Below are 26,357 nucleotides of genomic sequence, written 5' to 3'. Positions count from 1 at the left end.
TCCAGACCGCAAGGACGCCATGTCAGGACTCTTCTCCAAGACCGCGAGGGCCGTTGGCCGTAACGGGCTCTCATACCGCCTGCTCTCCTACATTCTGGTGTGCAGTACCGTATTGGCGATGATCATTACGGTGTTGCAGCTTGCCTGGGATTACCGCAAGGATGTCGCCGTCATCGAGGACAGCATCGGCCAGATCGAGGCCTCCTTCCTGCAGCCCATCGCCGCCAGCCTGTGGAACCTGGATGAGGAGCAGGTCAAGGTACAGATCGAAGGCATCATGAACCTGCCCAACATGCAGTTCGTGATGGTCAAGGAGATGCTCGGCAACTCGGAAGTGCCGCTGCTGACCCAGGGGGTGGAGCGTGAAAGCTACGACATCTCCCGCGAGTTCAATCTCACCTATCAGGGTGAAGTGGTCGGCAAGCTGTTCGTCGCCGCCTCCCTCGAACAGATCTACCAGCGCCTGATTGAAAAATCCGTGCTCATCATGGTCAGCCAGACCATCAAGACCCTGGTTGTCTCGTTCTGCATCCTGATCATCATTTACTATCTGGTGGTCCGTCACCTCAACCGCATCGCCAACTATGCCCAGAAATTCAATCTGGATAGGCTGGCCATAGAGCTGACGCTGGAGGGGCGCCCCCTGCCCCGCAAGAAACCCGATGAGCTGGATACCCTGGTCGCCACCCTCAACCAGATGCGAACACGGCTGAACGACGAGTTTGCGGCGCGCCATCAGGCGGCAGAACAGCTGCAACAGGAGCGGGACTTCTCCGCCACCCTGATCAACTCGGCCAACATGCTCATCTGCTGCATGGAACCCAACCTCACCATCGCCAGCATCAACCCGGCCGCCATACTGCTGACCGGCTACCACCAGCAGGAGATCTTGCAGCACAGCTGGCTGGATCTGTTCGTCAGCCAGGAACAGCGTGAAGAGCTGGCGCTGATCCTGGCCGATCACGGCTCCATCGAGGACAAAGAGGTCATCATGCATGACCAGCAGGGCCATGAGCTGGTGCTGCAGTGGACCTTTGCCCCCTTCTACGAGGGCCTCAACCTCAAGTATCTCATCGGGTTCGGCTATGACATCACCCGCCTCAAGAAGGTGGAGCGGGAGATCATCTCCCTCAACGAACAGCTGGAAGGCAAGGTGGTGGAGCGAACCCGCAGCCTGAGCGACGCCAACGATCAGCTGGGCAAGGCCTACGACGACCTGAAGCAGGCGCAGCAGACCCTGGTGGAATCGGAGAAGATGGCCTCCCTCGGCTCTCTGGTGGCCGGGGTGGCGCACGAGATCAACACCCCCATCGGCATCAGCGTGACCGCCTCCTCCTATCTGCAGGAGCGGGTGGCCGACTTCAAGCTGCACATCGACTCCAAGCAGCTCTCCCGCTCCTATCTCAACGAGTTCACCGTCAACCTAGACGAGTCCATGCAACTGCTGCAGGGCAACCTGAGACGCGCCTCGGAGCTGATCGCCAGCTTCAAGCAGGTGGCGGTCGATCAGTCGTCCGAGGCACGTTACAACTTCAGCCTCGCCGACAACCTGCATCAGGTGGTGGTCTCCCTCGGCCACAAGCTGAAGAAGGCCCAGTGCGAGGTGGATATCCAGTGCGATCCCAAGCTGTCGATCTTCTCCTTCCCCGGCAGCTTCACCCAGATCTATTCCAACCTGATCCTCAACTCCATCAACCATGGCTTCGACAACTGGGACAAGCCGAAGAAGATCACCATCAAGGTGGAGCAGCAGGGTGAGGAGCTGATGATCGACTACAGCGACAACGGCCGCGGTATCCCGCCCGAGATACTGCCACGCATCTTCGACCCCTTCGTCACCTCCAAGCGGGGCCAGGGCGGCAGCGGGCTCGGCACCCACATCATCTACAACCTGGTGGTACAGCTGCTGCGTGGCCGCATCAACTGCGTCAGTGAACCGGGCAACGGCGCCCAGTTCCATATTCGCCTGCCGATCCAACATAACTGAGCGCTGGCTCTTGTGAGCCAGCCGCTTTATCCCCATCATGCTGTGATTGCATTCTTAATGAGCGGAGAACCTCGCAATGGCACAGCATTTTGACTATATCGCCATCGGTGGCGGCAGCGGCGGCATCGCCTCGGCCAACCGGGCTGCCATGTACGGCAAGAAAGTCGCCCTGATTGAAGCCAAAGAGTTGGGTGGAACCTGCGTCAACGTCGGCTGCGTGCCGAAGAAGGCCATGTGGTATGCGGGCCAGATCGCCGATGCCCTGAAATATGGCGCCGACTACGGCTTCGATACCACACTCAACCACTTCAGCTGGGCCAAGCTGGTCGAGTCCCGCCAGGCCTATATTGGCCGCATTCACCAGTCCTATCAGAACGTACTGGGCAAGAATCAGATCACTGTCGTCAAGGGCTTCGCCCGCTTCGTCAATAGCAACACGATCGAGGTCAACGGCGAGCAGTACAGCGCCGATCACATACTGATCGCCACAGGTGGCCGTCCCGAAGTACCCGCCATTCCCGGTGCAGAGCTGGGTATAGATTCCGATGGTTTCTTCGATCTGCAGGCGCAGCCCAAGCGGGTTGCCGTGGTCGGCGCCGGCTACATAGCCGTGGAGATCGCCGGCGTGATGCAGGCGCTTGGCTCCGAGACCCACCTGGTGGTGCGCAAGCACGCGCCGCTGCGCAACTTCGACCCCATGATCCACGAAACTCTGGTTGAGATCATGGCGCAGGAAGGGCCCAAACTGCACACCCACGCCATCCCCAAGGCTGTGCTCAAGAACGCCGATGAGAGCCTGACCCTGCAGCTGGAAGATGGTCGCCACCTCACCGTCGATTGCCTGATCTGGGCCATAGGCCGCGTGCCGGCCACCGACAACCTCAACCTGGCCGCCACAGGTGTCGAGCTGGACGAGAAGGGCTTCATCCCGACCGACAAGTTCCAGAACACGACCGTCGCCAACCTCTATGCCGTCGGTGACAACACGGGCCGCATCCAGCTCACTCCGGTGGCCGTCGCGGCGGGCCGTCGTCTCTCCGAGCGGCTGTTCAACAACAAGCCGAACGAGCACCTCAACTACGATCTGGTGCCGACCGTGGTGTTCAGCCACCCGCCCATCGGCACCATAGGGCTGACTGAACCGGAAGCCATCGCCGAGTATGGCGAGAGCCAGGTCAAGGTCTACCGCAGCCAGTTCACCGCCATGTATTCGGCCCTGACCCAGCATCGCCAGCCCACCCGGATGAAACTGGTCTGCGTCGGGCCGGAAGAGAAGGTGGTCGGCCTGCACGGCATCGGCTTCGCCATGGACGAGATACTGCAGGGCTTCGGCGTCGCCATGAAGATGGGCGCCACCAAGGCCGACTTCGACAACTGCGTGGCCATTCATCCGACCAGTGCAGAAGAGTTTGTGACCATGCGCTGATGGCCGTGTGAGGAGGGAAACTCGAGGTCTGTCTCGACCACTGCGTTCCCCCTCCCCATCCCACCAGCGCGGAATAGTTTGTGACAATGCGATAAGCACGTTTGAAGCTGGCCTCATCACCATCAGGCTAGCTTCAGCAACTTGCTACCAAACCCGGTCCAGGCCCGGTTTTTTCATATCTGCCCTTCGACAACCCCGACAAACCTGCGCTTTTTACGCCGATTTTACGCCCCCTCGATGCCGCTTTATGGCGCCTTTACGCCGGTTTTACATACCCTTTCAACGTCAATGACACCAACGGAGTCGATAGGATTTTACGTCGACTCTCGCAGCTAATTATCTCAATGGAGTCGATATGAATTGGCTATATCTGCTGCTGGTCCTCGCCCTTATGGGCTATCTGTTGCGTGCGTTAACGCGCAGCCACGAGTGAGGAACTGACTATGTGGCAAGAAGTGATCTATCCGGTGGCCTTTGTGCTGCTGATCCTGCTGCCGGCCCCCCTGCTTGGCGGCTACCTGTATCGGGTATTCGAGGGGCAAAGTCGCTGGCTGTCGCCCATAGAGCGCGCCACCCTGGCCTGCTGTGGCACGGACGGACGGGAGCAGGACTGGAAGTCCTACGCCCTCAGCCTGCTGGCATTCAACGGCGCCGGTTTCGGCCTGCTGTTCCTGATCCTGATGGCGCAAGGCCTGCTGCCCCTCAACCCGCAGCAACTGCCCGGCCTGAGCTGGCAAATGGCCTTCAACACGGCGGTCAGCTTCATGACCAACACCAACTGGCAAGCCTATTCCGGTGAGGCCAGCCTCTCCTACTTCAGTCAGATGGTGGGGCTCACCACCCAGAACTTCGTCTCCGCCGGGACGGGCGCAGCCGTCGCCATCGCCCTGTTCCGCGGCATAGCCCGCCAGCAAACTACCCACATCGGCAACTTCTGGCAGGATCTGGTGCGTTTCTGCCTCTACGTGCTGCTGCCGATGGCGCTGATCATGGCGCTGCTGCTGGTATGGCAGGGCGTGCCCCAGACGCTGTCGGCCTATCTGCCGTTCCACAGCCTGGAAGGTCAGGAACAGCTGCTGCCGCTCGGCCCTGCCGCGTCCCAGATCGCCATCAAGCAGCTCGGCTCCAACGGCGGTGGCTTCTTCGGCATCAACTCGGCCCACCCGTTCGAGAACCCGACCGCCCTCTCCAACTGGCTGGAGATGGTCGCCCTGCTCACCATAGCCGCCGCCATGGTCTGCACCCTGGGCCGCTACGTGAAGGATGTGGCCCACAGTCGCGCCATCCTCGTCGCCATGACCATCATGCTGGTGCTGGGGCTCTGCCTCTCCCTCTCCCAGGAGATGAAGCCGGATCCCAACCTCGCTCACCTCACCACTCAGATGGGCAACTGGGAAGGCAAGGAGAGCCGCTTCGGCCCAGTGCTCTCCAGCATCTGGGAAGTGGCGACCACGGCCGCCTCCAACGGCTCGGTCAACGCCATGCACGACAGCTTTGCCCCCCTCGCCGGTATGGTCGCCATGATCAACATGCTGCTGGGTGAAGTGGTGTTCGGCGGCGTGGGTGCCGGCATCTACGGCATGATGCTGTTCGTGCTGCTGACCGTGTTCCTGTGTGGCCTCATGGTGGGTCGCACCCCGACCTATCTGGGTAAACGCCTCGGCATCACGGAGATGAAGTGGGTGGTCGCCAGCATGCTGGTGATGCCGGTCGGGGTATTGGTGATCGGTGGCGTGACCCTGCTGATGCCGAATGCCGCCACCGTCATAGGTCATGAAGGCCCGCACGGCCTGTCACGGCTGATCTATGCCTACGCCTCGGCTGCCGGCAACAACGGTTCCGCCTTCGCGGGCTTTGCCGCCGCCGATAGCTGGCAGTGCATCGCCATCGCGCTGGCCATGCTGCTCGGCCGCTTCGGTTACATCATCCCCGTGCTGGCCATTGCCGGCCAGCTCGCCCGCGCTCCGCGCCAGGAGACGGGTGAAGGTGACTTCCCGATCCGGGGGCCACTGTTTATTACCTTGCTGATCATCACAGTACTGCTGATTGGCGGCCTCTCCTTCCTGCCACTGCTGGCACTGGGACCCGTGGCCGAACATCTGAGCCTGATACAGGGAGCTTTCTAATGAGCAAGTCCATCTCAATGACGGCCCGCACCGAGAAGGTGAAGGCCAAGAAACAGAGCTCGCAAATTGTGCAAGCCATGGTCGAAGCCCTCTATCGCTTCAACCCCAAGGCACTGTTTGGCAGCCCCATACTGTTCACCCTCTGGCTGGCCGCCGTGATGGCGACAGTGGAATCCCTGCTGGGCCAACCCTTGTCGGGCGTGGCTCCCAGCCTGGCCTGGCAGCTCACCGCCTGGCTCTGGCTGACCCTCTGGTTTGCCAACTTCGCCGAGACCCTGGCCGAAGGACGCGGCAAGGCGAGAGCCGACAGCCTGAAGGCCGGCATGAGCCAGCTCAAGGCGCGCCGGGTCACGGATGCCAAGGATGGACAGGGTGAATGGGTGCCCGCCACCAGCCTGCTGAAAGGCGATCTGGTGCTGGTGCGCAGCGGCGAGATGATCCCGGCCGATGGTGAAGTGGTGGCCGGCATCGCCTCGGTCAACGAGGCGGCCATCACGGGTGAATCCGCCCCCGTCATCCGCGAATCCGGCACCGACCGCAGCGGCGTGACCGGCAACACCACTGTGGTTTCGGACGAGATCTGGGTACGGGTCAGCAACAATCCGGGTGAGAGCACGCTGGACCGGATGATCTCGCTGGTGGAAGGAGCCAAGCGCCAGAAGACCCCGAACGAGATGGCACTCGATGCCCTGCTGGTGGGTCTGACCCTGATCTTCCTGCTGGTGGTGGCTACCCTGCCCTGGTTCCTCAACTACAACGGCACCCAGGTGCCCAGGCTCTACCTGCTCGCCCTCTTCATCACCCTGATCCCGACCACCATAGGCGGCCTGCTCTCCGCCATCGGCATCGCCGGCATGGATCGGCTGGTGAAGCTGAACGTGATTGCCAAGTCGGGCCGCGCCGTGGAGGCCGCCGGTGACGTGCGCACCCTGCTGCTGGACAAGACGGGCACCATCACCTTCGGCAACCGCATGGCCGACGAGCTGATCCCGGCCCCCGGCGTGGATCCCTCCCTGCTGGCCCAGGCAGCCATGCTGGCCTCCCTCGGCGACAATACGCCGGAAGGCAAGTCCATCCTGACTCTGGCAGGCAAGAGCATGGCCAAGCCGAGCCAGCTGGAGAGTGACAAGCTGATCCCGTTCAGCGCCGAGACCCGGTTGAGCGGACTGGATCGCAACGGTCATCAATATCGCAAGGGGGCTGTGGATGCTGTGCTCAACTACCTCTCCCTCGAGCGCAAGGCGGTGCCCGAGCTGATCCTCAAGTCGGTCGACAACATAGCCCGCCAGGGCGGCACCCCGCTGCTGGTCTGTACCCACGAGAAGTTGCTGGGGGTAGTGTTCCTCAAGGACATCATCAAGCCCGGCATCAAGGCCCGCTTCCAGATCCTGCGTCACATGGGGATACGGACAGTGATGATCACAGGGGACAACCCGCTGACCGCCGCCGCCATCGCCGCCGAAGCCGGGGTGGATGACTTCATCGCCGAAGCCACCCCCGAGAAGAAACTGGCCTATATCCGCCAGGAGCAGGCCGATGGCCGCCTGGTCGCCATGTGCGGTGACGGTGCCAACGACGCCCCGGCGCTGGCCCAGGCCGACGTGGGTCTGGCCATGAACGAAGGCACTCAGGCCGCCAAGGAGGCGGGCAATCTGGTGGATCTGGATTCCAATCCCACCAAGCTGCTGGACGTGGTGCTGGTCGGCAAACAGCTGCTGGTGACCCGCGGCGCCCTGACCACCTTCTCCATCGCCAATGACGTGGCCAAGTACTTCGCCATACTGCCGGCCCTGTTCATCGCCGCCTATCCGCAGCTGGGGGCACTGAACCTGATGCAACTGGGCAGCCCGCAGAGCGCCATTCTGTCGGCCATCATCTTCAACGCCCTCATCATAGTGGCGCTGGTACCGCTGGCCCTGCGCGGTGTCAGCCTGAAGGGATCCGCCGCCAGCCTGCTGCGCCGCAACCTGCTGATCTACGGCGTCGGTGGCCTGATAGTGCCCTTCATTGGAATCAAGCTGATCGACCTGGTCATCACCGGCCTGGGGTTGGTGTGATGAAAACGCCGCACGATGGTATCCACGGCCAGATCGTGCCCCCATACATGGGCATCAAGCTGATCGATCTGGTCATCACAGGCCTGGGTCTGGTGTAACGACGACATAGCGGGGTGCAAGCCTGGCCTGCACCCCATCAATCTGTTTGGAGCAAGAGAATCATGATAGCAATCAGAACCCTGCTGACCCTGACCCTGCTGCTGGGTGTCGGCTACCCGCTGGCGGTGACCGGGCTGGCCCAGCTGATGTTCCCCTGGCAGGCCAACGGCAGCCAGCTAACCAACGGCAAACAGCAGCTGATCGGCAGTGCCCTGCTGGCGCAGAAATTCGAGCGGGCCGAGTACTTCCACTCCCGCCCCTCCGCCAGCGACTTCGCCACCATAGGCGGTGGTGCATCCAATCTGGGCATGAGCTCACCGCTGCGGGCCCAGTTTGCCAACACCGAGGCCCAGGCGCCAACCGGTGACGCATCACCCGCCATGCTGACCCGATCCGCCTCCGGCCTGGACCCCCATCTGCCGGTGGATGCCGTGCTGGCTCAGGTGGAAAGAGTGGCCAAACAGCGAGGGCTGGATCCCGCCTTGCTGACGGAGCAGGTCAAGTCCAGTGCACAAGCTGGTATCCTTGGCCCGCAAGTGGTCAACATACTCCAGCTGAACCTGCAGCTCGACAAGGGCGCTTGATAGAGAGGACCGGTATCCCACATTTTCGAACTGAGCCAGCGGTTGCTCGATAAGGATAACAATGCGTGACGAGGTAACGGCTGGCGCCTTGCTGGCAAGCCTGAAGCAGGAGTACGGGAATGCGTGATGAGGTAACGGCTGGCACCTTGCTGGCAAGCTTGGAGCAGGAGTACGGGAATGCGTGATGAGGTGCGGGCCGATGCCTTGTTGGCGAGCCTGGAGCAGGAACACAAGGGCAAGCTGAAGGTCTTTCTCGGCGCCGCCCCCGGCGTAGGCAAGACCTACGCCATGCTGCAAGCTGTGCGGGAACAGGCACGGGAAGGGATCGACATCCTGATCGGCGTGGTGGAAACCCATGGCCGTCAGGAGACCCTGGCCCTGCTCGACAAGCTCGCCATCCAGCCGCGCCAGATCCATCTCCACCGCCAGCAACGGCTGGAGGAGATGGATCTGGATGCGCTGCTCGAACGCAAACCCGCCATAGTGGTGGTGGATGAGCTGGCCCACAGCAACGCCCCGGGCAGCCGTCACGAGAAGCGCTGGCAGGATGTGGAGGAGCTGCTCGGTGCCGGCATCGACGTCTACTCCACCCTCAACGTACAGCACCTAGAGAGCCTCAACGATCTGGTGTGGCAACTTACCGGGGTCAGGGTCAAGGAGACACTGCCGGATCAGGTGCTGCTGGAAGCGGACAGCATCATACTGATAGACCTGCCCCCCAAGGAGCTGCTCGGCCGGCTCAAGGAGGGCAAGGTCTATGTGCCCCATCAGGCCAAGGCCGCCCTGCAATCCTTCTTCTCCCTCAACAACCTGACCGCCCTGCGCGAGCTGGCGATGCAGACCGCCGCCAGCCACGTGGAGGGGGATCTGCAACTGCAGTGGCAGGCTGCGGGCAAGGCCACGCTGCCGCTGCGGGGCAAGCTGATGGTCTGCCTCGGCGATCAGCACGGCTCGGCGCTGGTGCGCTATGGCCACCGCTTCGCCCAGCGCCGCCAGCTGCCCTGGCTGGTGGTGCACATCGACAGCAAGGGGCAACGCTCCGCCGAGCTGGAGCAGGCGCTGGCGCTGGCCTCTCACCTAGGTGCCAAGGTGCTGACCCTCTCCAGCCCGGCGGTGGCCAGCACCTTGCTGGAAACCGCCGAACAGCAACAGGTCTCCCAGCTGCTGCTCGGCAAACCCCACAAGGCCCCCTGGCGCCGCTCCCTGGTGCAGCACCTGCTCAAGCAGGCACAGGGGCTCGAAATCACGCTGGTGGACACGGAGAAACGCAAGCCAGGCCTGGGGCTGCAACCACTCCACCCCAAGGATATTCGCCAGAGCCTGCTGGCCATCACCATAATGGCGGTGACCTCGGCGACCGCCTGGGGACTCTCCCACTGGCTGCCGCCCGCCTCCCTGCCACTGCTGTTCGTGCTGGGGGTGCTGGCCACGGCGCTCACCACCAGTCTGGTGCCCGCCATACTGGCAGCCGTGCTGGGCTTCGTCGCTCACAATCTGCTGTTCACCGCTCCCTACTTCTCCCTGAACGTGGCCAGCCACAGCGACCTGCTCACCCTGTTCGTGCTGCTCATCGTCGGCATGACGGCGGGACGACTCGCCTCCCGCCAGCGGCAACAGCTGATCGGCCTGCGCGAGACCCAGCAGCTCGGCAATGCCCTGCTGTCGCTGAGCCAGGGGCTGGCCACCGCCAGCAGCCCGGAAGAGGTGCTCAGGCAAGGCACCCAGGCCATCTCGCTGGCCCTGACCCAGCCCGTCTTTGCCCTCGATCAGGATTATCAGCACAGGGCGGGATCGGCTCAGCACAGACCCGGGCAGACCGACAAGGCGGCCATCGACTGGTGCCTGGCCCAGAAGCAGAGCGCCGGCGCCCACACGGCCACCCTCAATGCCGCCGAGGCGCAATATCACCATCTCACCGATGATCTGGTGCTCGGCATTCGATTGTCCAACCCGCTCGCCTCCTCGGCCGAACATCAGCTGCAGGCCCTGCTCACCGACATACGCGCCGCCCTGGCCCGGATCGATCTCAACGAGCGGCTGGCCGACAGCCAGCTGCAGGCGGAGACGGATCGGATGCGCGCCGCCCTGCTCTCGTCGGTTTCCCACGATCTGAAGACGCCGCTGGCGACCATAATGGGGGCCGGCAGCACCTTGCTGGAATACGGTGATCGGATAAGTGCAGAGGATCGCAACGAACTGCTACATTCGGTGCAGGACGAGGCGCGCCGCCTGCACAGCTACGTGCAGAACCTGCTGGACATGACTCGCATAGGTTCACCGGACTTCCAGTTGAAACGGGACTGGGTCGACCTGGCGGATCTGGTGGAGAGCGCCCGCAAGCGGCTGGAGTCCTCCTGGCGCCAGCACAAGCTGCTGGTGCACTTCGATCAGCAGATCCCCCAGCTCTACGTGCACGGCGCCCTGATCGAGCAGGTGCTGGTCAATATCCTCGACAACGCCTCCCGCTACTCGCCGGCCGGCACCCCCATAGAGTTCAAGGTGATGCTGGCGGATCCGGATCTCATCATCGACATCATCGACATCGGGGTCGGCATCGCCGAGTCGGATCGGGACAAGATCTTCAATCTGTTCTACACCCAGCCGGTCGGTGATTGCGGCAGTCGCGGCACCGGGCTTGGCCTCGCCATTTCCCGCGCTATGATAGAGGCCCATGGCGGCCGCATCTGGGCATTTTCCGGCCCCAACGGCAACGGCACCTGCATGCGCATCTCACTGCCGCTCACCCTCAACTCACCGGAGGTATGATGGATCCCATCCTTTGTCATGGCGGCAGAGAGTGCATGCTGCCATCGCCAGTTCCCTCCCCAACATTCGCCGCTGGAGGCTAGATGGCTCATATCCTGGTCATTGATGATGAAGCGGCGATCCGCCGCTTTCTGCGGATCAGCCTGATCGCCGAGGGCCATCAGGTCAGCGAGGCGGTGGGCGTCAATGAGGGATTGGAGCAGTATCGCCACCTCAATCCCGATCTGGTGATCCTGGATCTCGGCCTGCCGGACGGAGACGGCATCCAGATACTGCAGACGATTCGTGAGCACCATCAACATCCGGTACTGGTGCTGTCGGCGCGGGATTCGGAGCAGGAGAAGGTGCGGTTGCTGGACGCGGGCGCCAACGACTACATGAGCAAGCCGTTCGGCATTGGGGAGATGATGGCCCGCATCCGCGTCTTGCTGCGCCAGCGAGCCGGGGTCAGCAGCGGCGAATGCCGCCACTTTCCGCAATGCGGCCTGACTCTGGACGCCAGCAGCCACAAGGTGACCATGAAGGAGGAAGAGATCCCCCTGTCTCGCAAGGAGTTCGCCCTGCTGCAGGCCCTGGTGTGCCACCCCGGCAAGCTGGTGATGCAGACCCAGCTGCTCAACGACATCTGGGGACCGAGCCACAAGGAAGATACCCACTACCTGCGCATCGTCATCGCCAGCCTGCGCAAGAAGTTGGGAGATAACCCCCAGCAACCCAGTCTGATCGAAACCGAATCTGGCATCGGCTACCGTTTTATCGGCAGCTGATGTTGCAGCAAGAAGCTGGGCGGCAACATTCCCAGCAACCCAGCCTGATCGGAACCGAATCCGGCATCGGCTACCGTTTTATCGACAGCTGATGTTTCACGTGGAACGCCGGCCGCTGCACAGTACGGCCAACAGGCCGCAGCCAAGGAGCAGCAGACCCAGATCCTGCAAAGCGGCCGCCAGCGCCAATCCCAGGCTGAGCAGCAGGTAGTAGGCCAGTCCGAACAGGGCACCGGCACTGCCAGCCACCTCCCGATAAGACAGCAAGGCCTGACTCAACACATTGGGGATGGCGATGCCAAAGGCCACCACGACTCCCATCATGGGCAGCAGGAACCAGAGCGAATCCTGACCTGCCCACACGGCAACCCCAGCCCCCAGCGCCAGCACAGAGGCCAGCCGGATCAGCGCTGATGGCAACCAGCCCATGCCCAGCAAACGCCGGTTCAGCAGGCTGCCGATCAAGGTCGCCAGCGCCAACGCCAGGCCGGAATAGCCAAACTCGCTGGCATTCAATCCCAATCCGGCAAACAGAAACGGTGCCAGGCTGTAGTAGCCAAACAGCATGGTATTGAACAGGGCGACCAGCAGGGCGCTGCGCCAGAGTCCGCCATCCCGCACCATGCGGCATGCCAATGGCCAGAGGGCAACCCGAGTGGTCATCACGGGACGGGTTTCTGGCAGCCGCCAGCCGGCGATCCCCCCCAGCATCAGGGCCAGCACCAGCAAGCCGCTGAAGACACCGAGATAGCCAAACTGCTCGGCCAACAGGCCGCCGCTCACCAGTCCCAGCACGGGGCTGAGTGATAGCGCGACCCCCATGACCGAGAAGACGCGGGCCAGATCGCTGCCCTGGTAGCTGTCGCGCAGCATGGTCTGGGTCACCACGGATCCCACGGCGGCCCCAAAGGCCGAGATGACCCGGGCCAGCAGCAACACCTCAAACTGGTTGGCCAGCAATGCCAGCAAGGTGCCGAGCCCGTAAGTGAACAGACCCGCCAGCATGGCGGGACGTCGCCCGATCAGATCGCAGAGCCGCCCCCAACAGACCACGCCCACGGCAAACGCCAGAAAATAGACCGACAGGGTCTGGGATGCCTGCCCGTCGCTTACCCTGAACTGGCTCGCGATATGCGTCAGCACAGGGCTGTAGATGGTCTCCACTATCTGGGGAAACATCATCAATCCAACCACCAGCCAGAGCGGTGGCAACTTGTTGTTCATGACAAACCTCCTTCACAAGAGGTCGTTATTCTAGAGAGATGCCGACTGTCCGATTACAATAAGCAGGACTATAAACATCAATAATCGGACACATGGCCTTTATTCTCCCCGATCACCCTTTTGACCCGGACAGCCTGGCTGGCAGCGTGATCGGCATTGCCTCCGCGCTCGGCTGGCACGACTCGGGCCTGCATCAGCATCAGCGCCATCAGTTGCTGTTTGCCCAGGCGGGTTGCATGAGCATAGAGCTGGCGAACCAGGTCTGTCTGCTGCCACCCAGCCGGGCAGCCTGGCTGCCGGCGGGCACTCCCCACAGAGTGCTGATGCGCGGTGTGGTGGCCTATCGCTCCCTCTACTTCCGGCCACAACCCGAGCTGCCAGCCAGTGTGCAGGTGATGGCGGTCAACCCGCTGCTGCGGGAGATCATAGAACGAATGGCACTCTGGCCATGGGAGAAACCGGAGGTGGAGCAGAGCCGGATGCTGGCGCTGTTCATGGAGGAGCTGGCGCAAGCGCCGCGGGAATCCTGGCAACTGCCGCTACCGGCAGATCCGCGCCTGACGGCCTGGTTGCAGGAGGTAAAACGGGGCGACACCCTGCCCGATCGGCTCAACCGGCTGGTCGGACGGGTGGGTGCCAGTGACAAGACCATAGGCCGCATCTTCATGCGAGACACAGGCATGAGCTATCAGGCCTGGCGCCAGCAGTGGCGTCTGCTGCGCGCCATGGAACTGCTGGCCGAGGACGTGCCCATCAGCCGGGTGGCCGCTTCGCTGGAGTTCTCCAGCGACAGCGCCTTCATCAGCTTCTTCAGACAGCATACGGGGCAGACTCCCCTGCGCCATCTCAACTCCCAGGGTGAGTCGCATCGGCCGAACTCACCTCCACCACCAGGGTATCCAGCGCCAGTGGCTTGAGGTTGCTGATGGCATCCAGCACAACGGCATGAGATGCCTCCTGCTGCTGAGCCAGGATAGCCTGATCCAGCTGGGCGGTATCCAGCTCGGGCCTGGGGTTTTCAGTTGCCATCACATTCAGGCTCAGTGTGCTCATTATCAGGGTGGCGATCAGGGTTTTCATCTGGTGTGCTCCGGTATGGTTGAGATGACCTGATAGCTATTCCAATACTTGTGCCATATTTATAACTAGATGATTTTGCTTGAATTAATCAATCAAAAGCCCCCATTTGTGTCTTATCTGGGTAGCAAGGTGGTCATTTTTAAACCCATAAATGGTATTTTTTACCACGGCGTATTCCCGAGTCATGTTCCACGTGGAACGTCCCGTTATTTTGATCGACACCCGCTTTTAAACTGAGCTATGGTGCTACATCCCCGTAACTGACTCTGGATCCGTCACCGAATGGAATTTTCCTTGTTCGGCGAGAAGTTCACTCGCCACGCCGGCATTACCCAACTCATGGATGACCTTAATCAGGGGCTGACCAATCCGGACGCCATCATGCTGGGTGGTGGCAATCCGGCCCCGATCCCCGCCATGCTGGAGCGCTTTCAAACCGAAGCCAAAAACCTGCTCGACAATGGCGAACTGGTCAAAGCCATGGCCAACTACGACGGCCCCCAGGGCAAGGACAGGTTCACCAAGGCGCTGGCCGCCCTGCTCAGCAAGGAGCTCGGCTGGGATATCACCTCTCGCAATATCGCCCTGACCAACGGCAGCCAGAATGCCTTCTTCTACCTGTTCAACCTGCTGGCCGGCGAGTTCGCCGATGGCCGCAAGAAGAAGGTGCTGTTCCCGCTGGCCCCCGAATATATCGGCTACGCCGACTCAGCCCTCACCGATGACTACTTCGTGGCGTACAAACCCACCATGGAGAAGCTGCCCGATGGCCAGTTCAAATACCACGTGGATTTCGAGAGCCTGCAGGTGGGCGACGATATAGGGGTGATCTGCGTCTCCCGTCCGACCAACCCGACTGGCAACGTGCTGACCGATGACGAGATAGAGCATCTGGATCAGATAGCCCGCGACAAGGGCATTCCGCTGCTGATCGACAACGCCTACGGCGTGCCCTTCCCTGGCATCATCTTCAGCGAGGCCAAGCCGTTCTGGAACGCCAACACCATCCTCTGCATGAGCCTCTCCAAGCTGGGACTGCCGGGTACTCGCTGTGGCATCGTCATCGCCGACGAGAAGATCATTCAGGCCATCACCAACCTGAGCGGCATCATCAACCTGGCGCCGGGCAGCCTGGGACCCGCCATCACCATCCCCATGATAGAAAGTGGCGAGATCATCACCCTGAGCGAGCAGGTGGTGAAACCCTTCTACCGGCAGAAGGCCGAGCTGGCGGTACGGCTGCTGCGTGAGGCGATCCCGGATCCGCGCTTCCACATCCACAAGCCGGAAGGCGCCCTCTTCCTCTGGCTCTGGTTCGAAGGTCTGCCCATTCACTGCCAGGAACTTTATGAGCGGTTGAAGGCGAAGAACCTGCTGATAGTGCCGGGTCACTACTTCTTCCCCGGCATCGACGACCCCAAGTGGCGCCACAGCCAGGAGTGTATCCGCCTCAACTACTCCCAGAGCGAGGAGCTGGTGCGCCGTGGCATCGCCATACTGGCGGACGAGATCAACTACCTCTACGGCAGCAACTGACCTGCGAACCAAAAACAAAAAGGCCTGCAATCGCAGGCCTTTTTCATTTCTCATGGCTTAGTTTGGCAGCGCCAGCGGCTCGGCTTTGCCGATGGGGATGGCGCGAGGCTTGAGTGCCTCCGGCAGTTCGCGCGCCAGATCTATGGTCAGCAGACCATGCTCCAGCCTGGCGCCCTGCACCTCCACGTGCTGGCTCAACTTGAAGGCCAGCTCGAAGTCACGCTCGGCAATGCCCTGATGGAGGAACTGGCGTTCATCAGAGGCTGCCTTGCGCCCCTTCACCTTGAGGGTACCGTTTTCGGTCTCCAGTTCCAGCTCTTCGCGCTCGAAACCGGCCACCGCGACCGTGATGCGATAGCCGTCGTGATCGCGCTTTTCGATGTTGTAAGGGGGATAGGCTACCGCCTTCTGGTCAAACAGGCCTTCCAGCTCACGGGCCATCCGCTCGAAGCCGACGGCATTGGAATGGAGATGAGAAAAATCAAGGTTACGCATAATCCTATCCTTCTAATAAGCAACAGGTTTCTATTTCCACGGGCCCGCCATCGGCACCCGGAAAGCTTGGTAAAAATGGATTCAAATCGGGCGTTAGCCGTTGATCTCGATCTTGCGCGGCTTCATCGCCTCCGGCACCTCACGCACCAGCTCGACGTGCAGCAGGCCGTTCTTCAGGTCGGCACCCTTCACCCGCACATAGTCGGCCAGCTGGAAGCGACGCTCGAAACCCCGCTCGGCTATGCCCTGATACAGGTAGTTGCGGTCGGTCTCGGCCTGCTTGCTGCCCTTCACCGTCAGCAGATTTTCCTGAAAGCTCAACTCCAGCTCTTCCTGGGTAAAGCCCGCCACCGCCATGCTGATGCGGTAGTCGTTGTCACCCAGCTGCTCTATGTTGTAGGGGGGATATCCGGCATTGCCATTGCTGGCCGCAGATTCGATGAGATTGGCCAGACGATCGAAACCGATGGCAGAACGATAGAGCGGAGAAAAGTCGATAGAACGCATAGTATTACCCTCTTGTGAGCGATAACGGATGGTTTGCCCTCCTGTCGGACGGGCGTCTGGTCGAAACCTCTGTTGAGCGTTCCGGCCTTGTTATCTATATAGGGTCCGGCTTTTTGCTTTCAAGGGCGAGAATCAAAGAAATTTTTCGAGTTTGTCCGACGCACAACTGTATCGTTCAGCTGGCCCGATAGGATCGATAATCGACCCGCGGGCCACTCATGGCTCCCCGCATCCCCCGTCATACTGGTTGCACACCTCGCCGCTATCACGGAGCTACACAATGCAGATTACCCAGGTTCGCAACGCCACCCTGCTGATCGACTACGCCGGCACCCGCTTTCTGATCGACCCCATGCTGGCAGCAAAGGGCACGCTGCCCGCCTTCGCCGGAACAGCCAACAGCCACCTGCGCAACCCGCTGGTCGAGCTGCCTCTGCCCCTGGCGGAGATACTCGATGTGGATGCGGTGATCGTCACCCACGATCACCTGGACCACTGGGACCCGGTCGCTCAGCAGCAGATCCCCAAGCATCTCCCGCTGTTTGTGCAACATCAGAAAGATGCCGACACCATGTGCGCCAGCGGCTTCAAGGATGTGCGCCTGCTGAGCGAGCAGGCCGAATTTGCCGGCATCCGCCTGCAGCAGACCGAGGGGCAACACGGCAACGATCAGGTCATGGCGGTGTTGGCCGAGCGGCTGGGTGAGGTGTGCGGTGTGGTCTTCTCCCACCCGCAAGAGAAAACCCTCTATCTGGCGGGTGATACCGTCTGGAACGAAATGGTCGCACAGAGCCTGCGACAACACGGGCCTGATGTGATCATCCTCAACTGTGGCGATGCCCAGGTGCCGGGGCTGGGCTCCATCATCATGAGCAAGGAGGATGTGCGGGCCGTCTATCAGGCTGCGCCACAGGCCACCCTGATTGCCAGCCACATGGAGGCGGTCAATCATGCCGTGCTGTCACGCAAGGAGTTGCACGACTATCTGGCCGAGCACGACATGGCGGATCGGGTGCGGGTGCCGGAAGATGGCGACACGCTTTCACTGTGATAACTGGGGCCATGCATCCGCATGGCCCTTCGGCTTTCAGCTGCCAGCGCATATCATGGTTGCTCATCGCGCAAAGAGGAGGCCAGCGTCATGCCCATCCCGATAGTTGCCGTCGTGGCCTTCGACCACTTCAGCCCCTTTCACTGCTCAGTGCCCTGCCTCATCTTCGGCGACATACTGCCGGGTCAGCCCCTGTTCGAACTCAGGCTCTGTGCCGGGGATGGCAAGGCCAGCTCGCATTCGTCACAGGGGTTCAGCATCCAGGCACCTTATGGGCTGGAGGCCCTGGCCGAGGCGGACATCATAGTCATTCCCTTCTGGCGCGACCCGGCCGAGCGCCCGGCCCAGCCACTGCTGGATGCCCTGATGGCGGCTCATGCCAGAGGGGCCCAGGTGGTGGGACTCTGCCTCGGCACCTATGTGCTCGCCTATGCCGGCTTGCTCAATGGACGCAAGGCCTCGACCCATTGGGAGTACGAGCAGGATTTCCTCCGCCGCTTTCCCTGCGTGCGGCTCGATACCAACGCCCTCTATGTGGATGACGATGGGCTGGTCACCTCGGCGGGCACAGCTGCCGGGCTGGATTGTTGCCTCTATCTGGTACGCCAGCACCATGGCAGTGCCATCGCCAACCAGGTGGCACGACGACTGGTGATCCCGCCCCACCGGGAAGGTGGCCAGGCCCAGTTCATCCAGCAGCCGGTCTCCGCCTCTACCCGGGATGCCAGGATGAACCAGCTGCTCGATCACCTGCGAGCCCACCTGTCGGAGCCGCATACCCTCGACAGCCTGGCGGCCCACAGCCTGATGAGTCGGCGCACCTTTACCCGCCGCTTTCATCAGGCCACCGGCCTCTCCGTCGGAGAGTGGCTGCTGATCGAGCGGCTCAGGCGCTGCCAGGAGCTGCTGGAAGCCAGCACCCACCCCATAGAACGCATCGCCGAACTGGTGGGTTTCAAGACAGCCACCTCACTGCGCCAGCACTTTCGGGCCCGCTTCGAGGTTTCGCCGAGCGAATGGCGGCGGTCTTTTCGTGGCAGCAGGGAGTGAGCCTCTCACCTCACCCTGTTCCGGCTCGCCCAAACATGGCACCCTAACCGCAGATCCCAAGGAGCCATGCCATGTCCCGTTCCGAACGTCTGCTGGCCCTGCTCCAGCTGTTGCGTGGTCACCGTTACGCCATCACAGGCACAGAGCTGGCAAGCCGGCTCGGCATCAGCCTGCGCACCCTTTACCGGGACATAGCGACCCTGCAATCCCAGGGGGCGCATATCGAGGGTGAGCCCGGTATCGGCTATGTGCTGCGACCCGGCTTCATGCTGCCACCGCTGATGTTCAGCGAAGAGGAGCTGGAAGCCCTGGTGCTGGGCTCCCGCTGGGTGGCCGAACATGCCGACAGCGCCCTGAGTGCAGGTGCCCGCAGTGCGCTGGCCAAGATCGAAGCCGTGCTGCCCGCCGAGTACCGCCAGCAGCTCCACGCCAATACCCTGCTGATCGGCTCATCCCGCAGCGACGTCTGCACCGATGAGGCCCCCCTGCGCAGTGCCATCCGTCAACAGCGCAAGGTAACCCTGAGCTATCGCGATCTGAGGGAAACGAGTTCCAAGCGCACCGTCTGGCCATTTGCCCTCGGCTATTTCGAGCAGGTGCGGGTCCTGGTGGCCTGGTGCGAGCTGCGGCAGGACTTTCGCCACTTCCGGGTGGATCGCATCAGCCATCTGAAGCTGGAGGAGATCGGCTATCCCAGGAGCCGGACTATCCTGCTCAAGGAGTGGCGCGCCACCCAGCAGATCCCGCAGCCACAATTCATTGCTGACAGAAACTGACAGTGGGTGGCGCCATGCTGACGGGGTCGGCGCAGATGCGCCATCCCCGAAACAAGGAGTGTCACCATGCTTGTTCCCCAGTTCACCATCCTCTATGTCGCTAATCCGGCTCACAGTGCCCGCTTCTATCGCGAGCTGTTTGGTCGCTCGCCGGTGGAGGAATCCCCCACCTTCGCCATGTTCGTGTTCGAGTCGGGCGCCAGGCTGGCGCTCTGGTCCAGTGCCACGGTTGAGCCCAAGGTCACGCAAGGAGCCGGAGCCATGGAGCTGGCCTTCCCTCTGCCAGATGATGCCAGCGTCGATGCCGAGTTTGCGAAATGGCAGGCTCGCGGCCTCACCATCAGCCAGTCGCCGATCCGACTGGAATTTGGTTACACCGGCATGGCGCTTGATCCCGACGGCCATCGACTGCGCCTCTACTGCCCGGCACCCGAACTGGGCACATGATAAACGGCCACAGGTGCGTGGTTGGCAATGGTCGGAGGGCGCGATGTTTCACGTGGAACATCCATGACGAGGCGAGACAATCCAGGGCAGGCCTTCATCCCGAGAGGGAACGGATAATGCTATTCCGCTGACGACAGATGTAAAAAAGCCGCTCACAAGGAGCGGCTTTTTGCTGTCTGACTGACTAGGTCGATTAGACGTCGAGGTTGGCGACCCGCAGGGCGTTGGTCTCGATGAAGTCACGACGAGGCTCGACCGCATCACCCATCAGGGTGGAGAAGAGCTGGTCGGCACCAACGGCGTCGTCTATGGTGACGCGCAGCATGCGACGTGCTTCCGGATCCATGGTGGTTTCCCACAGCTGGTCCGGGTTCATCTCGCCCAGCCCTTTATAGCGCTGGATGTAGATGCCGCGCTTGCCTTCGCTCATCAGCCAGTCGACCGCTTCCACGAAGTTGGCAATCGGCTTGACCTTCTCGCCACGCTTGATGAAACCACCTTCCTCGATCAGGTTGGCGATCTCCTTGCCGAGGGAAACCAGCTGACGGTACTCACCGGACTGCAGGAAGTCGTAGCTGATCGCGTATTCACGGTCGACCCCGTGCTGACGTACCACGGCATGCGGCACAAACAGGCGGCGCTCTTCATCACGACGCACCTGGATCTGGTACTGGATACCGTGGTTGCTCTCGTTGAGCACGGCTTCCATTGCCTGACACCAGGCCAGCAGGTCGCTCTCGCTGGCCAGCAGGGTTTCGTTCAACTCAGGCTGATAGATCAGCTGGGTCAACACGGCATCCGGCGCCCGGCGGGACATGCGGGTGATCAGGTGAGACACGGCACGGTGCTGGTTGACCAGACGCTCCAGCGCCTCGCCACCTATGGCCGGGGCAGACTCGTTGACATGCAGGGTAGCACCATCCAGCGCCATGGCGGTCTGGTACTGCAGCAGCGCATCTTCGTCTTTCAGATACTGCTCCTGCTTGCCCTTCTTGACCTTGTACAAGGGCGGCTGGGCTATGTAGATGTAGCCACGCTCGATGATCTCCGGCATCTGACGATAGAAGAAGGTCAGCAACAGGGTACGGATGTGCGCACCATCGACGTCCGCATCCGTCATGATGATGATGTTGTGGTAGCGCAGCTTGTCCGGGTTGTACTCGTCACGACCTATGCCGCAGCCCAGGGCCGTGATCAGGGTGCCCACCTCTTGCGAGGAGATCATCTTGTCGAAACGGGCCTTCTCCACGTTCAGGATCTTGCCCTTGAGCGGCAGTATGGCCTGGTTCTTGCGGTTGCGACCCTGCTTGGCGGAGCCGCCAGCAGAGTCCCCTTCCACTATGTAGAGTTCGGAGAGGGCCGGGTCTTTCTCCTGGCAGTCTGCCAGCTTGCCTGGCAGGCCGGCGATGTCCAGCGCACCCTTGCGGCGGGTCAGCTCGCGCGCCTTGCGGGCCGCTTCACGGGCACGGGCCGCATCGATGATCTTGTTGACCACTATCTTGGCATCGCCCGGGTTTTCCAGCAGGAACTCGCCGAGCTTCTCACCCATCGCCTGTTCAACGGCGGTCTTCACTTCGGAAGAGACCAGCTTGTCCTTGGTCTGGGAAGAGAACTTGGGATCCGGCACCTTGACCGAGATGACCGCAATCAGACCTTCACGCACGTCGTCGCCACTGGCGGCCGACTTGGCCTTCTTGCTGTAATCCTCTTTGTCCATATAGGTGTTGAGGGTACGGGTCAGCGCGGTGCGGAAACCCACCAGGTGAGTACCACCATCCCGCTGCGGGATGTTGTTGGTGAAGCAGTAAACCCCTTCCTGATAGGCATCGTTCCACTGCATGGCGACTTCGACACCGATGCCGTCCTGCTCTGTGGAGAAGTGGAACACCTTGGGATGGATCGGGGTCTTGTTCTGGTTCAGGTATTCAACGAACGCCTTGATACCGCCCTCGTAGCAGAAATGCACCTCACGGCCATCCCGCTCGTCCTGCAGACGGATGGAGACACCGGAGTTGAGGAAGGAGAGCTCGCGCAGACGCTTGGCCAGGATCTCGTAGTGATACAGGGTATCGGTAAAGATGGTCGGGCTCGGCCAGAAGCGCACCTCGGTACCCGTGCCGCTGCTGCTGTCGCCAATCTGCTTGAGCGGCGCCTGCGGCTCACCCAGGTGATAGGTCTGCTCGTAGACATGGCCGTTGCGACGTATGGTCAGCAACAGCTTGTCAGAGAGGGCATTAACCACTGAGACGCCCACGCCGTGCAGGCCGCCGGACACCTTGTAGGAGTTGTCATCGAACTTACCGCCGGCGTGCAGTACGGTCATGATGACCTCTGCGGCGGAGCGGCCCTCCTCCTCGTGCATGTCTACCGGGATACCCCGGCCATTGTCACGCACGGAAACAGAACCGTCGGAATGGATCTTGACCAGAATATCGGAGCAGTAGCCAGCAAGAGCCTCGTCAATGGAGTTATCGACGACCTCAAACACCATGTGGTGCAGACCTGAGCCATCATCCGTATCGCCGATGTACATCCCCGGGCGCTTGCGGACCGCATCCAGGCCCTTCAGTACCTTGATATTCGAGGAGTCGTAAGTATTTTCACTCATAGCTTACTCTCTGCCTTCTCTAACGTTTCGGAGATCTTGCCTTGTTCCACGTGGAACAACTTGCAGTCATTCGCATCCATCATGTCTGCGAGCTGACCGGTATCGATGGCGGTGATAAACACCTGGGACGCACACTGCTTCAGCCTTGCGGCCAGCAAGCGGCGCTTGTCGACATCCAGTTCAGAGGCAAAATCGTCAATTAAAAAAATACAGCCACGGCTGCTATGTTGATTCAAATAGAGCCCTTGGGCCAGTCGCATGGCACAGACCAACAACTTCAGCTGACCCCTGGACAAAATATCCTGAGCGGGCACACCGTTCGCCTTGAGTCGCACATCGGCCTTCTGTGGGCCTACCCCTGTGTAACCCAGCGAACGATCCCGCTCAAACCCCGCCTCCAGCAAGTCGCCGAGGGGAGTATCTTTCTCCCAGCCCCGATAGAAACCGAGACTGATGTCGAATTCCGGCAGAAAATCTGCCGTCATCTCCTTGATCAGGGGCGTAATGGCCTGACAATAACTGGCGCGAAACTCGGCCAGTTCACCCCCGAGCCGCACCAGCTCCTGATCCCAGAACGCCAGCTGGCGATACTGGGTGCTCTGGCGCAGCAGCGCATTGCGCTGTTTCAGCAGACGCCGCACTCGTCCCCACAGGGAGAAAAAGGTCGGTTCCTGATGGAAGACGCCCCAATCCAGCCAGGCCCGGCGAGCCTGGGGCCCGCCCGTCAGCAGGTTGAAGCCATCGGGATGGATCAACTGCACCGGCAACAGCTCGGCCAGATCGGCCAGTCGCTGGGCCTGGGCCCCCGCTATCTTGAGCTGGGTCTCGCCACTCTTGTCCTTGGCGAGTCCGATGGGCACCTGACGCCCCTCCAGTTCGCACTGGGCAAACAGGGTAAAGGCCCGCTCCCCCTGGCGGATGACCCGCCCGGTCAGGTGAGTACGAAAGGAGCGACCGAGACCAAGGTAGTGAATGGCTTCCAGCACGCTGGTCTTGCCGCTGCCATTGCACCCGACCAGGATGTTGAGGCCGGGGGACAGCTTGAGACTGGCCTGCTGGATATTGCGAAAGTCGCTGAGCTGGAGTTTGACCAGGGCCACGACTAGATCCGCATCGGCATCACCACGTACTGAGCATCCTGATGATCAAAATCCTCAATAATGGCACTGCTGATGGAATCGCTCAGGCTAATCCGAATTTGGTCACATTTTAACGTATTCAGCACGTCCAGCACATAAGAGACGTTGAAACCTATCTCCATCTCGCTGGCCTCGTATTGTACGTCAAGCAGCTCTTCGGCTTCTTCCTGTTCCGGGTTGTTGGCGGTAATGCGCAGCAGGTTTTCCTGCAGATTGAGACGCACCCCACGGAATTTCTCGTTGGAGAGGATGGCCGCGCGGGCAAACGCCTGGCGCAGATCCTCACGACCGGCGATCAGGGCCTTGTCGCTGTTGCGCGGGATAACCCGACGCCAATCCGGGAAGCGGCCATCCACCAGCTTGGAGGTGAAGATGAAGCCGTCCAGCGCCGCGCGCAGGTTGCTGCGACCGATCTGCAGCCGTACCGGCTTGTCTTCCGCTTCCAGCAGGCGCACCAGCTCAAGCACACCTTTGCGGGGCAGGATAACCTGATGATCGGGCAGCGATTCTTCCACTACCTCGCGACGGCAAGTCGCCAGACGGTGACCGTCGGTCGCCACGGTACGCAGGCCGTGGCCCTCGCTCTCGAACAGCATGCCGTTCAGGTAGTAACGCACGTCCTGGCTGGCCATGGAGAACTGGGTGGCATCGATCAGCTTCTTCAGCTCCAGCTGGCCTATGTCGAATTCGAGCACGGATTCCCAATCCTCGATATTCGGGTATTCACTGGCCGGCAGGGTCGACAGGTTGAAGCGGGAACGACCGGAACGGATGATCAGGCGCTCGCCTTCGGTGTTGAGGCGGATGTCCGCCCCTTCCGGCAAGCCGCGGCAGATATCCAGCAGCTTGCGCGCCGGCACTGTGGTGCGGCCATCCTGGCTCTCATTATTGAGATAGACCTGACCTATCATCTCAACTTCCAGGTCGGTGCCGGTCAGCGACAGCAGACCCTGGCTGACATCAAGCAGGACATTGCCGAGGATCGGCAGGGTCGGCCGGCCACCCAGGGCACCGGACACCAGTTGCAGAGGACGTAACAGGGCCTCACGGCTAATTTCGAGCTGCATCTGTGCTCTCCGTTGTTATCGGAACGAAAGGATTCGAATCAGGTTGGAATATTCGCGCTGCATCTGTCCACTCACCGTTGTTATCAGGAGGAAAGGGTTCGGATCAGGTTGGAATAATCTTCCTTGATGTCGTGGCTCTCCTCCTTCAGCTGCTCTATCTTGCGGCAGGCATGAAGAACGGTAGTGTGGTCACGGCCACCAAAGGCATCACCTATCTCCGGCAAACTGTGGTTGGTCAGCTCCTTGGCCAGTGCCATCGCCAGCTGGCGTGGACGGGCAACGGAGCGTGAGCGGCGTTTGGACAGCAGATCCGCCAGCTTGATCTTGTAATACTCCGCCACCGTCTTCTGGATGTTGTCTATGGTGACCAGCTTCTCTTGCAGCGCCAGCAAGTCCCGCAGCGCTTCGCGCACGAAATCTATGTTGATGGCACGACCGGTGAAGTTGGCGTTGGCGATCACCCGGTTGAGGGCGCCTTCCAGTTCACGGACGTTGGATCGCAGACGCTTGGCGATAAAGAAGGCCACTTCGTCCGGCAGGTGGATCTGGTTCTCATCCGCCTTGCGCATCAGGATGGCGACGCGGGTCTCCAGCTCCGGCGGCTCGATCGCCACCGTCAGGCCCCAGCCGAAGCGGGACTTGAGGCGATCCTCGACACCATTGATCTCCTTCGGATAGCGATCCGAGGTCAGGATGATCTGCTGGTTGCCTTCGAGCAGCGCGTTGAAGGTGTGGAAGAACTCCTCCTGGGAGCGCTCCTTGTTGGCAAAAAACTGGATGTCATCGATGAGCAGGGCATCGACGCTACGGTAATAACGCTTGAACTCTTCAATGGCGTTATTCTGCAGCGCCTTCACCATGTCCTGCACAAACCGCTCGGAGTGCATGTAGATGACTTTGGCGTCCTTCTTGCGCTCCTTGATGGCGTTGCCAACGGCGTGCAGCAGGTGGGTCTTGCCCAGGCCGGTGCCGCCATAGAGGAACAGCGGGTTGTAAGCGCCACCCGGGTTGTCGGCTACCTGACGGGCAGCCGCGCGGGCCAACTGGTTAGACTTACCCTCAACGAAGTTCTCGAAGGTATAGTTCACGTTGGTGTTGCTTTTGTGGTTCGGCTCAGGCTTGGCTTCAGCCTTGCTTTCCCAGCTCTTCTGCAAGTTATTCACAGGCGCAGCACCACGCGCCGGCGCTCTTGCGACCGCGACGGGATGGGGACGATTACCTATATCAAAACGCAGGGTGGGGCCATCGACCCCACAGAGTTCATTGATGATGCCGTTAACCCGGATGAGATACTTGTCTCGTACCCAGTCCAGAACAAAGCGATTCGGTGCATACAGGGTCAGAGTATTGTCACTCAACTCCGCTTGAAGCGGCCGGATCCACATGCTGAATTCTGCCGAGGGCAACTCATCTTGCAGCCGGTTAAGGCACTGCTGCCATAGCGAAGCAGTCACTCTAAACTCCCGTCAATTGATTAACTAAAGACCGGCTATTCTACGTTTTTAGCGGCTGGATCTCTAGCCGCCACCTTGCGGATCCGGCAAATAAGATCCTTGACTTTCAAG

The 26,357-nt window shown here is 61.0% G+C and carries 21 protein-coding genes; 13 read left to right on the top strand and 8 right to left on the bottom strand.

What is annotated here, in order from left to right; genetic code table 11:
- The first annotated feature begins 19 nt into the window (after positions 1-19).
- From BN1118_RS17940 to BN1118_RS17910, 7 genes are all read left to right on the top strand, one after another.
- Complete coding sequence (locus BN1118_RS17940) at positions 20-1,987, top strand: ATP-binding protein (protein WP_205619636.1); 1,968 nt, start codon at positions 20-22, stop codon at positions 1,985-1,987.
- A gap of 76 nt (positions 1,988-2,063) precedes the next feature.
- A complete protein-coding gene (gene gorA, locus BN1118_RS17935; protein ID WP_043141665.1) occupies positions 2,064-3,413 on the top strand; it encodes a glutathione-disulfide reductase in 1,350 nt (449 codons plus the stop codon).
- Between the two features lie 443 nt (positions 3,414-3,856).
- Entirely contained in the window at positions 3,857-5,539 is a 1,683-nt protein-coding gene (gene kdpA, locus BN1118_RS17930) for a potassium-transporting ATPase subunit KdpA (RefSeq protein ID WP_043557352.1), read from the top strand.
- A complete protein-coding gene (kdpB, locus tag BN1118_RS17925; RefSeq protein ID WP_043557351.1) occupies positions 5,539-7,596 on the top strand; it encodes a potassium-transporting ATPase subunit KdpB in 2,058 nt (685 codons plus the stop codon). The genes kdpA and kdpB overlap by 1 nt, the downstream gene beginning before the upstream one ends.
- 161 nt (positions 7,597-7,757) lie before the next feature.
- Positions 7,758-8,279 carry a potassium-transporting ATPase subunit C gene (locus BN1118_RS17920; RefSeq protein ID WP_043557350.1) on the top strand — a complete coding sequence of 174 codons (522 nt, stop codon included), beginning with the start codon at positions 7,758-7,760 and terminating at the stop codon, positions 8,277-8,279.
- A 177-nt stretch (positions 8,280-8,456) separates the two neighbouring features.
- A complete protein-coding gene (locus BN1118_RS17915) occupies positions 8,457-11,045 on the top strand; it encodes a sensor histidine kinase (RefSeq protein WP_043557349.1) in 2,589 nt (862 codons plus the stop codon).
- A gap of 83 nt (positions 11,046-11,128) precedes the next feature.
- Positions 11,129-11,812 carry a response regulator gene (locus tag BN1118_RS17910; RefSeq protein WP_043557347.1) on the top strand — a complete coding sequence of 228 codons (684 nt, stop codon included), beginning with the start codon at positions 11,129-11,131 and terminating at the stop codon, positions 11,810-11,812.
- Positions 11,813-11,908: 96 nt separating this feature from the next.
- Here the strand turns inward: BN1118_RS17910 and BN1118_RS17905 are convergent, their stop codons facing one another.
- Positions 11,909-13,036, bottom strand: a complete 1,128-nt coding sequence (locus BN1118_RS17905; protein WP_043557346.1) for a multidrug effflux MFS transporter — start codon at positions 13,034-13,036, stop codon at positions 11,909-11,911.
- Between the two features lie 92 nt (positions 13,037-13,128).
- Here BN1118_RS17905 and BN1118_RS17900 point away from each other — a divergent pair, with 92 nt between their 5' ends.
- Positions 13,129-13,953: an AraC family transcriptional regulator gene (locus tag BN1118_RS17900; RefSeq protein WP_043557344.1), complete on the top strand. Its 825-nt coding sequence runs from the start codon at positions 13,129-13,131 to the stop codon at positions 13,951-13,953.
- Here BN1118_RS17900 and BN1118_RS21385 read toward each other — a convergent pair.
- On the bottom strand, positions 13,883-14,116 hold the full coding sequence (locus BN1118_RS21385) for a hypothetical protein (RefSeq protein WP_084214192.1): 234 nt from the start codon (positions 14,114-14,116) through the stop codon (positions 13,883-13,885). The two genes, BN1118_RS17900 and BN1118_RS21385, sit on opposite strands and share 71 nt — an antisense overlap.
- 282 nt (positions 14,117-14,398) lie before the next feature.
- Here BN1118_RS21385 and BN1118_RS17895 point away from each other — a divergent pair, with 282 nt between their 5' ends.
- Positions 14,399-15,652 (top strand): valine--pyruvate transaminase, encoded by a 1,254-nt coding sequence (locus BN1118_RS17895; protein WP_043557343.1) that lies wholly within the window; start codon positions 14,399-14,401, stop codon positions 15,650-15,652.
- Positions 15,653-15,709: 57 nt separating this feature from the next.
- On the opposite strand, the gene BN1118_RS17890 is transcribed toward BN1118_RS17895, so the two are convergent.
- Both BN1118_RS17890 and BN1118_RS17885 read right to left on the bottom strand, forming a co-directional pair.
- A complete protein-coding gene (locus BN1118_RS17890) occupies positions 15,710-16,147 on the bottom strand; it encodes an Hsp20 family protein (protein WP_043557342.1) in 438 nt (145 codons plus the stop codon).
- 93 nt (positions 16,148-16,240) lie between these two features.
- The gene (locus BN1118_RS17885; RefSeq protein WP_042873533.1) at positions 16,241-16,654 is read right to left on the bottom strand and encodes an Hsp20 family protein; all 414 of its coding nucleotides are present in this window, start codon (positions 16,652-16,654) and stop codon (positions 16,241-16,243) included.
- 280 nt (positions 16,655-16,934) lie between these two features.
- Here BN1118_RS17885 and BN1118_RS17880 point away from each other — a divergent pair, with 280 nt between their 5' ends.
- The 4 genes from BN1118_RS17880 to BN1118_RS17865 all read left to right on the top strand — a co-directional run bounded on the left by BN1118_RS17880 (position 16,935) and on the right by BN1118_RS17865 (position 19,978).
- Complete coding sequence (locus tag BN1118_RS17880) at positions 16,935-17,705, top strand: MBL fold metallo-hydrolase (RefSeq protein ID WP_043557341.1); 771 nt, start codon at positions 16,935-16,937, stop codon at positions 17,703-17,705.
- A 90-nt stretch (positions 17,706-17,795) separates the two neighbouring features.
- Positions 17,796-18,755, top strand: a complete 960-nt coding sequence (locus BN1118_RS17875; RefSeq protein ID WP_043557340.1) for a GlxA family transcriptional regulator — start codon at positions 17,796-17,798, stop codon at positions 18,753-18,755.
- Between the two features lie 71 nt (positions 18,756-18,826).
- A complete protein-coding gene (locus tag BN1118_RS17870) occupies positions 18,827-19,531 on the top strand; it encodes a helix-turn-helix transcriptional regulator (protein WP_043557338.1) in 705 nt (234 codons plus the stop codon).
- A gap of 66 nt (positions 19,532-19,597) precedes the next feature.
- A complete protein-coding gene (locus BN1118_RS17865) occupies positions 19,598-19,978 on the top strand; it encodes a VOC family protein (RefSeq protein ID WP_043557337.1) in 381 nt (126 codons plus the stop codon).
- Positions 19,979-20,171: 193 nt separating this feature from the next.
- Here BN1118_RS17865 and gyrB read toward each other — a convergent pair whose 3' ends face one another.
- The 4 genes from gyrB to dnaA all read right to left on the bottom strand — a co-directional run bounded on the left by gyrB (position 20,172) and on the right by dnaA (position 26,246).
- On the bottom strand, positions 20,172-22,586 hold the full coding sequence (gene gyrB, locus BN1118_RS17860) for a DNA topoisomerase (ATP-hydrolyzing) subunit B (RefSeq protein WP_043135282.1): 2,415 nt from the start codon (positions 22,584-22,586) through the stop codon (positions 20,172-20,174).
- Positions 22,583-23,686, bottom strand: coding sequence for a DNA replication/repair protein RecF (recF, locus tag BN1118_RS17855; protein ID WP_043557336.1), 1,104 nt, complete (start codon positions 23,684-23,686; stop codon positions 22,583-22,585). The genes gyrB and recF overlap by 4 nt, the downstream gene beginning before the upstream one ends.
- A 2-nt stretch (positions 23,687-23,688) precedes the next feature.
- The gene (gene dnaN / locus BN1118_RS17850) at positions 23,689-24,792 is read right to left on the bottom strand and encodes a DNA polymerase III subunit beta (RefSeq protein WP_005319542.1); all 1,104 of its coding nucleotides are present in this window, start codon (positions 24,790-24,792) and stop codon (positions 23,689-23,691) included.
- An 83-nt stretch (positions 24,793-24,875) separates the two neighbouring features.
- Positions 24,876-26,246: a chromosomal replication initiator protein DnaA gene (gene dnaA / locus BN1118_RS17845; RefSeq protein ID WP_043135284.1), complete on the bottom strand. Its 1,371-nt coding sequence runs from the start codon at positions 26,244-26,246 to the stop codon at positions 24,876-24,878.
- Between the last annotated feature and the right edge of the window lie 111 nt (positions 26,247-26,357).

Origin of the sequence: Aeromonas bestiarum (assembly GCF_000819745.1) — a bacterium.
Classification (GTDB): Bacteria; Pseudomonadota; Gammaproteobacteria; order Enterobacterales; family Aeromonadaceae; genus Aeromonas; species Aeromonas bestiarum.
This window is presented reverse-complemented; position numbering and strand designations above follow the sequence as displayed.

Excerpts from the sequence above, each read along its gene's own strand:
- BN1118_RS17940 (WP_205619636.1), top strand. The coding sequence starts at position 20 with ATGTCAGGACTCTTCTCCAAGACCGCGAGGGCCGTTGGCCGTAACGGG.
- gorA (WP_043141665.1), top strand. The coding sequence starts at position 2,064 with ATGGCACAGCATTTTGACTATATCGCCATCGGTGGCGGCAGCGGCGGC.
- kdpA (WP_043557352.1), top strand. The coding sequence starts at position 3,857 with ATGTGGCAAGAAGTGATCTATCCGGTGGCCTTTGTGCTGCTGATCCTG.
- kdpB (WP_043557351.1), top strand. The coding sequence starts at position 5,539 with ATGAGCAAGTCCATCTCAATGACGGCCCGCACCGAGAAGGTGAAGGCC.
- BN1118_RS17920 (WP_043557350.1), top strand. The coding sequence starts at position 7,758 with ATGATAGCAATCAGAACCCTGCTGACCCTGACCCTGCTGCTGGGTGTC.
- BN1118_RS17915 (WP_043557349.1), top strand. The coding sequence starts at position 8,457 with ATGCGTGATGAGGTGCGGGCCGATGCCTTGTTGGCGAGCCTGGAGCAG.
- BN1118_RS17910 (WP_043557347.1), top strand. The coding sequence starts at position 11,129 with ATGGCTCATATCCTGGTCATTGATGATGAAGCGGCGATCCGCCGCTTT.
- BN1118_RS17905 (WP_043557346.1), bottom strand. The coding sequence starts at position 13,036 with ATGAACAACAAGTTGCCACCGCTCTGGCTGGTGGTTGGATTGATGATG.
- BN1118_RS17900 (WP_043557344.1), top strand. The coding sequence starts at position 13,129 with ATGGCCTTTATTCTCCCCGATCACCCTTTTGACCCGGACAGCCTGGCT.
- BN1118_RS21385 (WP_084214192.1), bottom strand. The coding sequence starts at position 14,116 with ATGAAAACCCTGATCGCCACCCTGATAATGAGCACACTGAGCCTGAAT.
- BN1118_RS17895 (WP_043557343.1), top strand. The coding sequence starts at position 14,399 with ATGGAATTTTCCTTGTTCGGCGAGAAGTTCACTCGCCACGCCGGCATT.
- BN1118_RS17890 (WP_043557342.1), bottom strand. The coding sequence starts at position 16,147 with ATGCGTAACCTTGATTTTTCTCATCTCCATTCCAATGCCGTCGGCTTC.
- BN1118_RS17885 (WP_042873533.1), bottom strand. The coding sequence starts at position 16,654 with ATGCGTTCTATCGACTTTTCTCCGCTCTATCGTTCTGCCATCGGTTTC.
- BN1118_RS17880 (WP_043557341.1), top strand. The coding sequence starts at position 16,935 with ATGCAGATTACCCAGGTTCGCAACGCCACCCTGCTGATCGACTACGCC.
- BN1118_RS17875 (WP_043557340.1), top strand. The coding sequence starts at position 17,796 with ATGCCCATCCCGATAGTTGCCGTCGTGGCCTTCGACCACTTCAGCCCC.
- BN1118_RS17870 (WP_043557338.1), top strand. The coding sequence starts at position 18,827 with ATGTCCCGTTCCGAACGTCTGCTGGCCCTGCTCCAGCTGTTGCGTGGT.
- BN1118_RS17865 (WP_043557337.1), top strand. The coding sequence starts at position 19,598 with ATGCTTGTTCCCCAGTTCACCATCCTCTATGTCGCTAATCCGGCTCAC.
- gyrB (WP_043135282.1), bottom strand. The coding sequence starts at position 22,586 with ATGAGTGAAAATACTTACGACTCCTCGAATATCAAGGTACTGAAGGGC.
- dnaN (WP_005319542.1), bottom strand. The coding sequence starts at position 24,792 with ATGCAGCTCGAAATTAGCCGTGAGGCCCTGTTACGTCCTCTGCAACTG.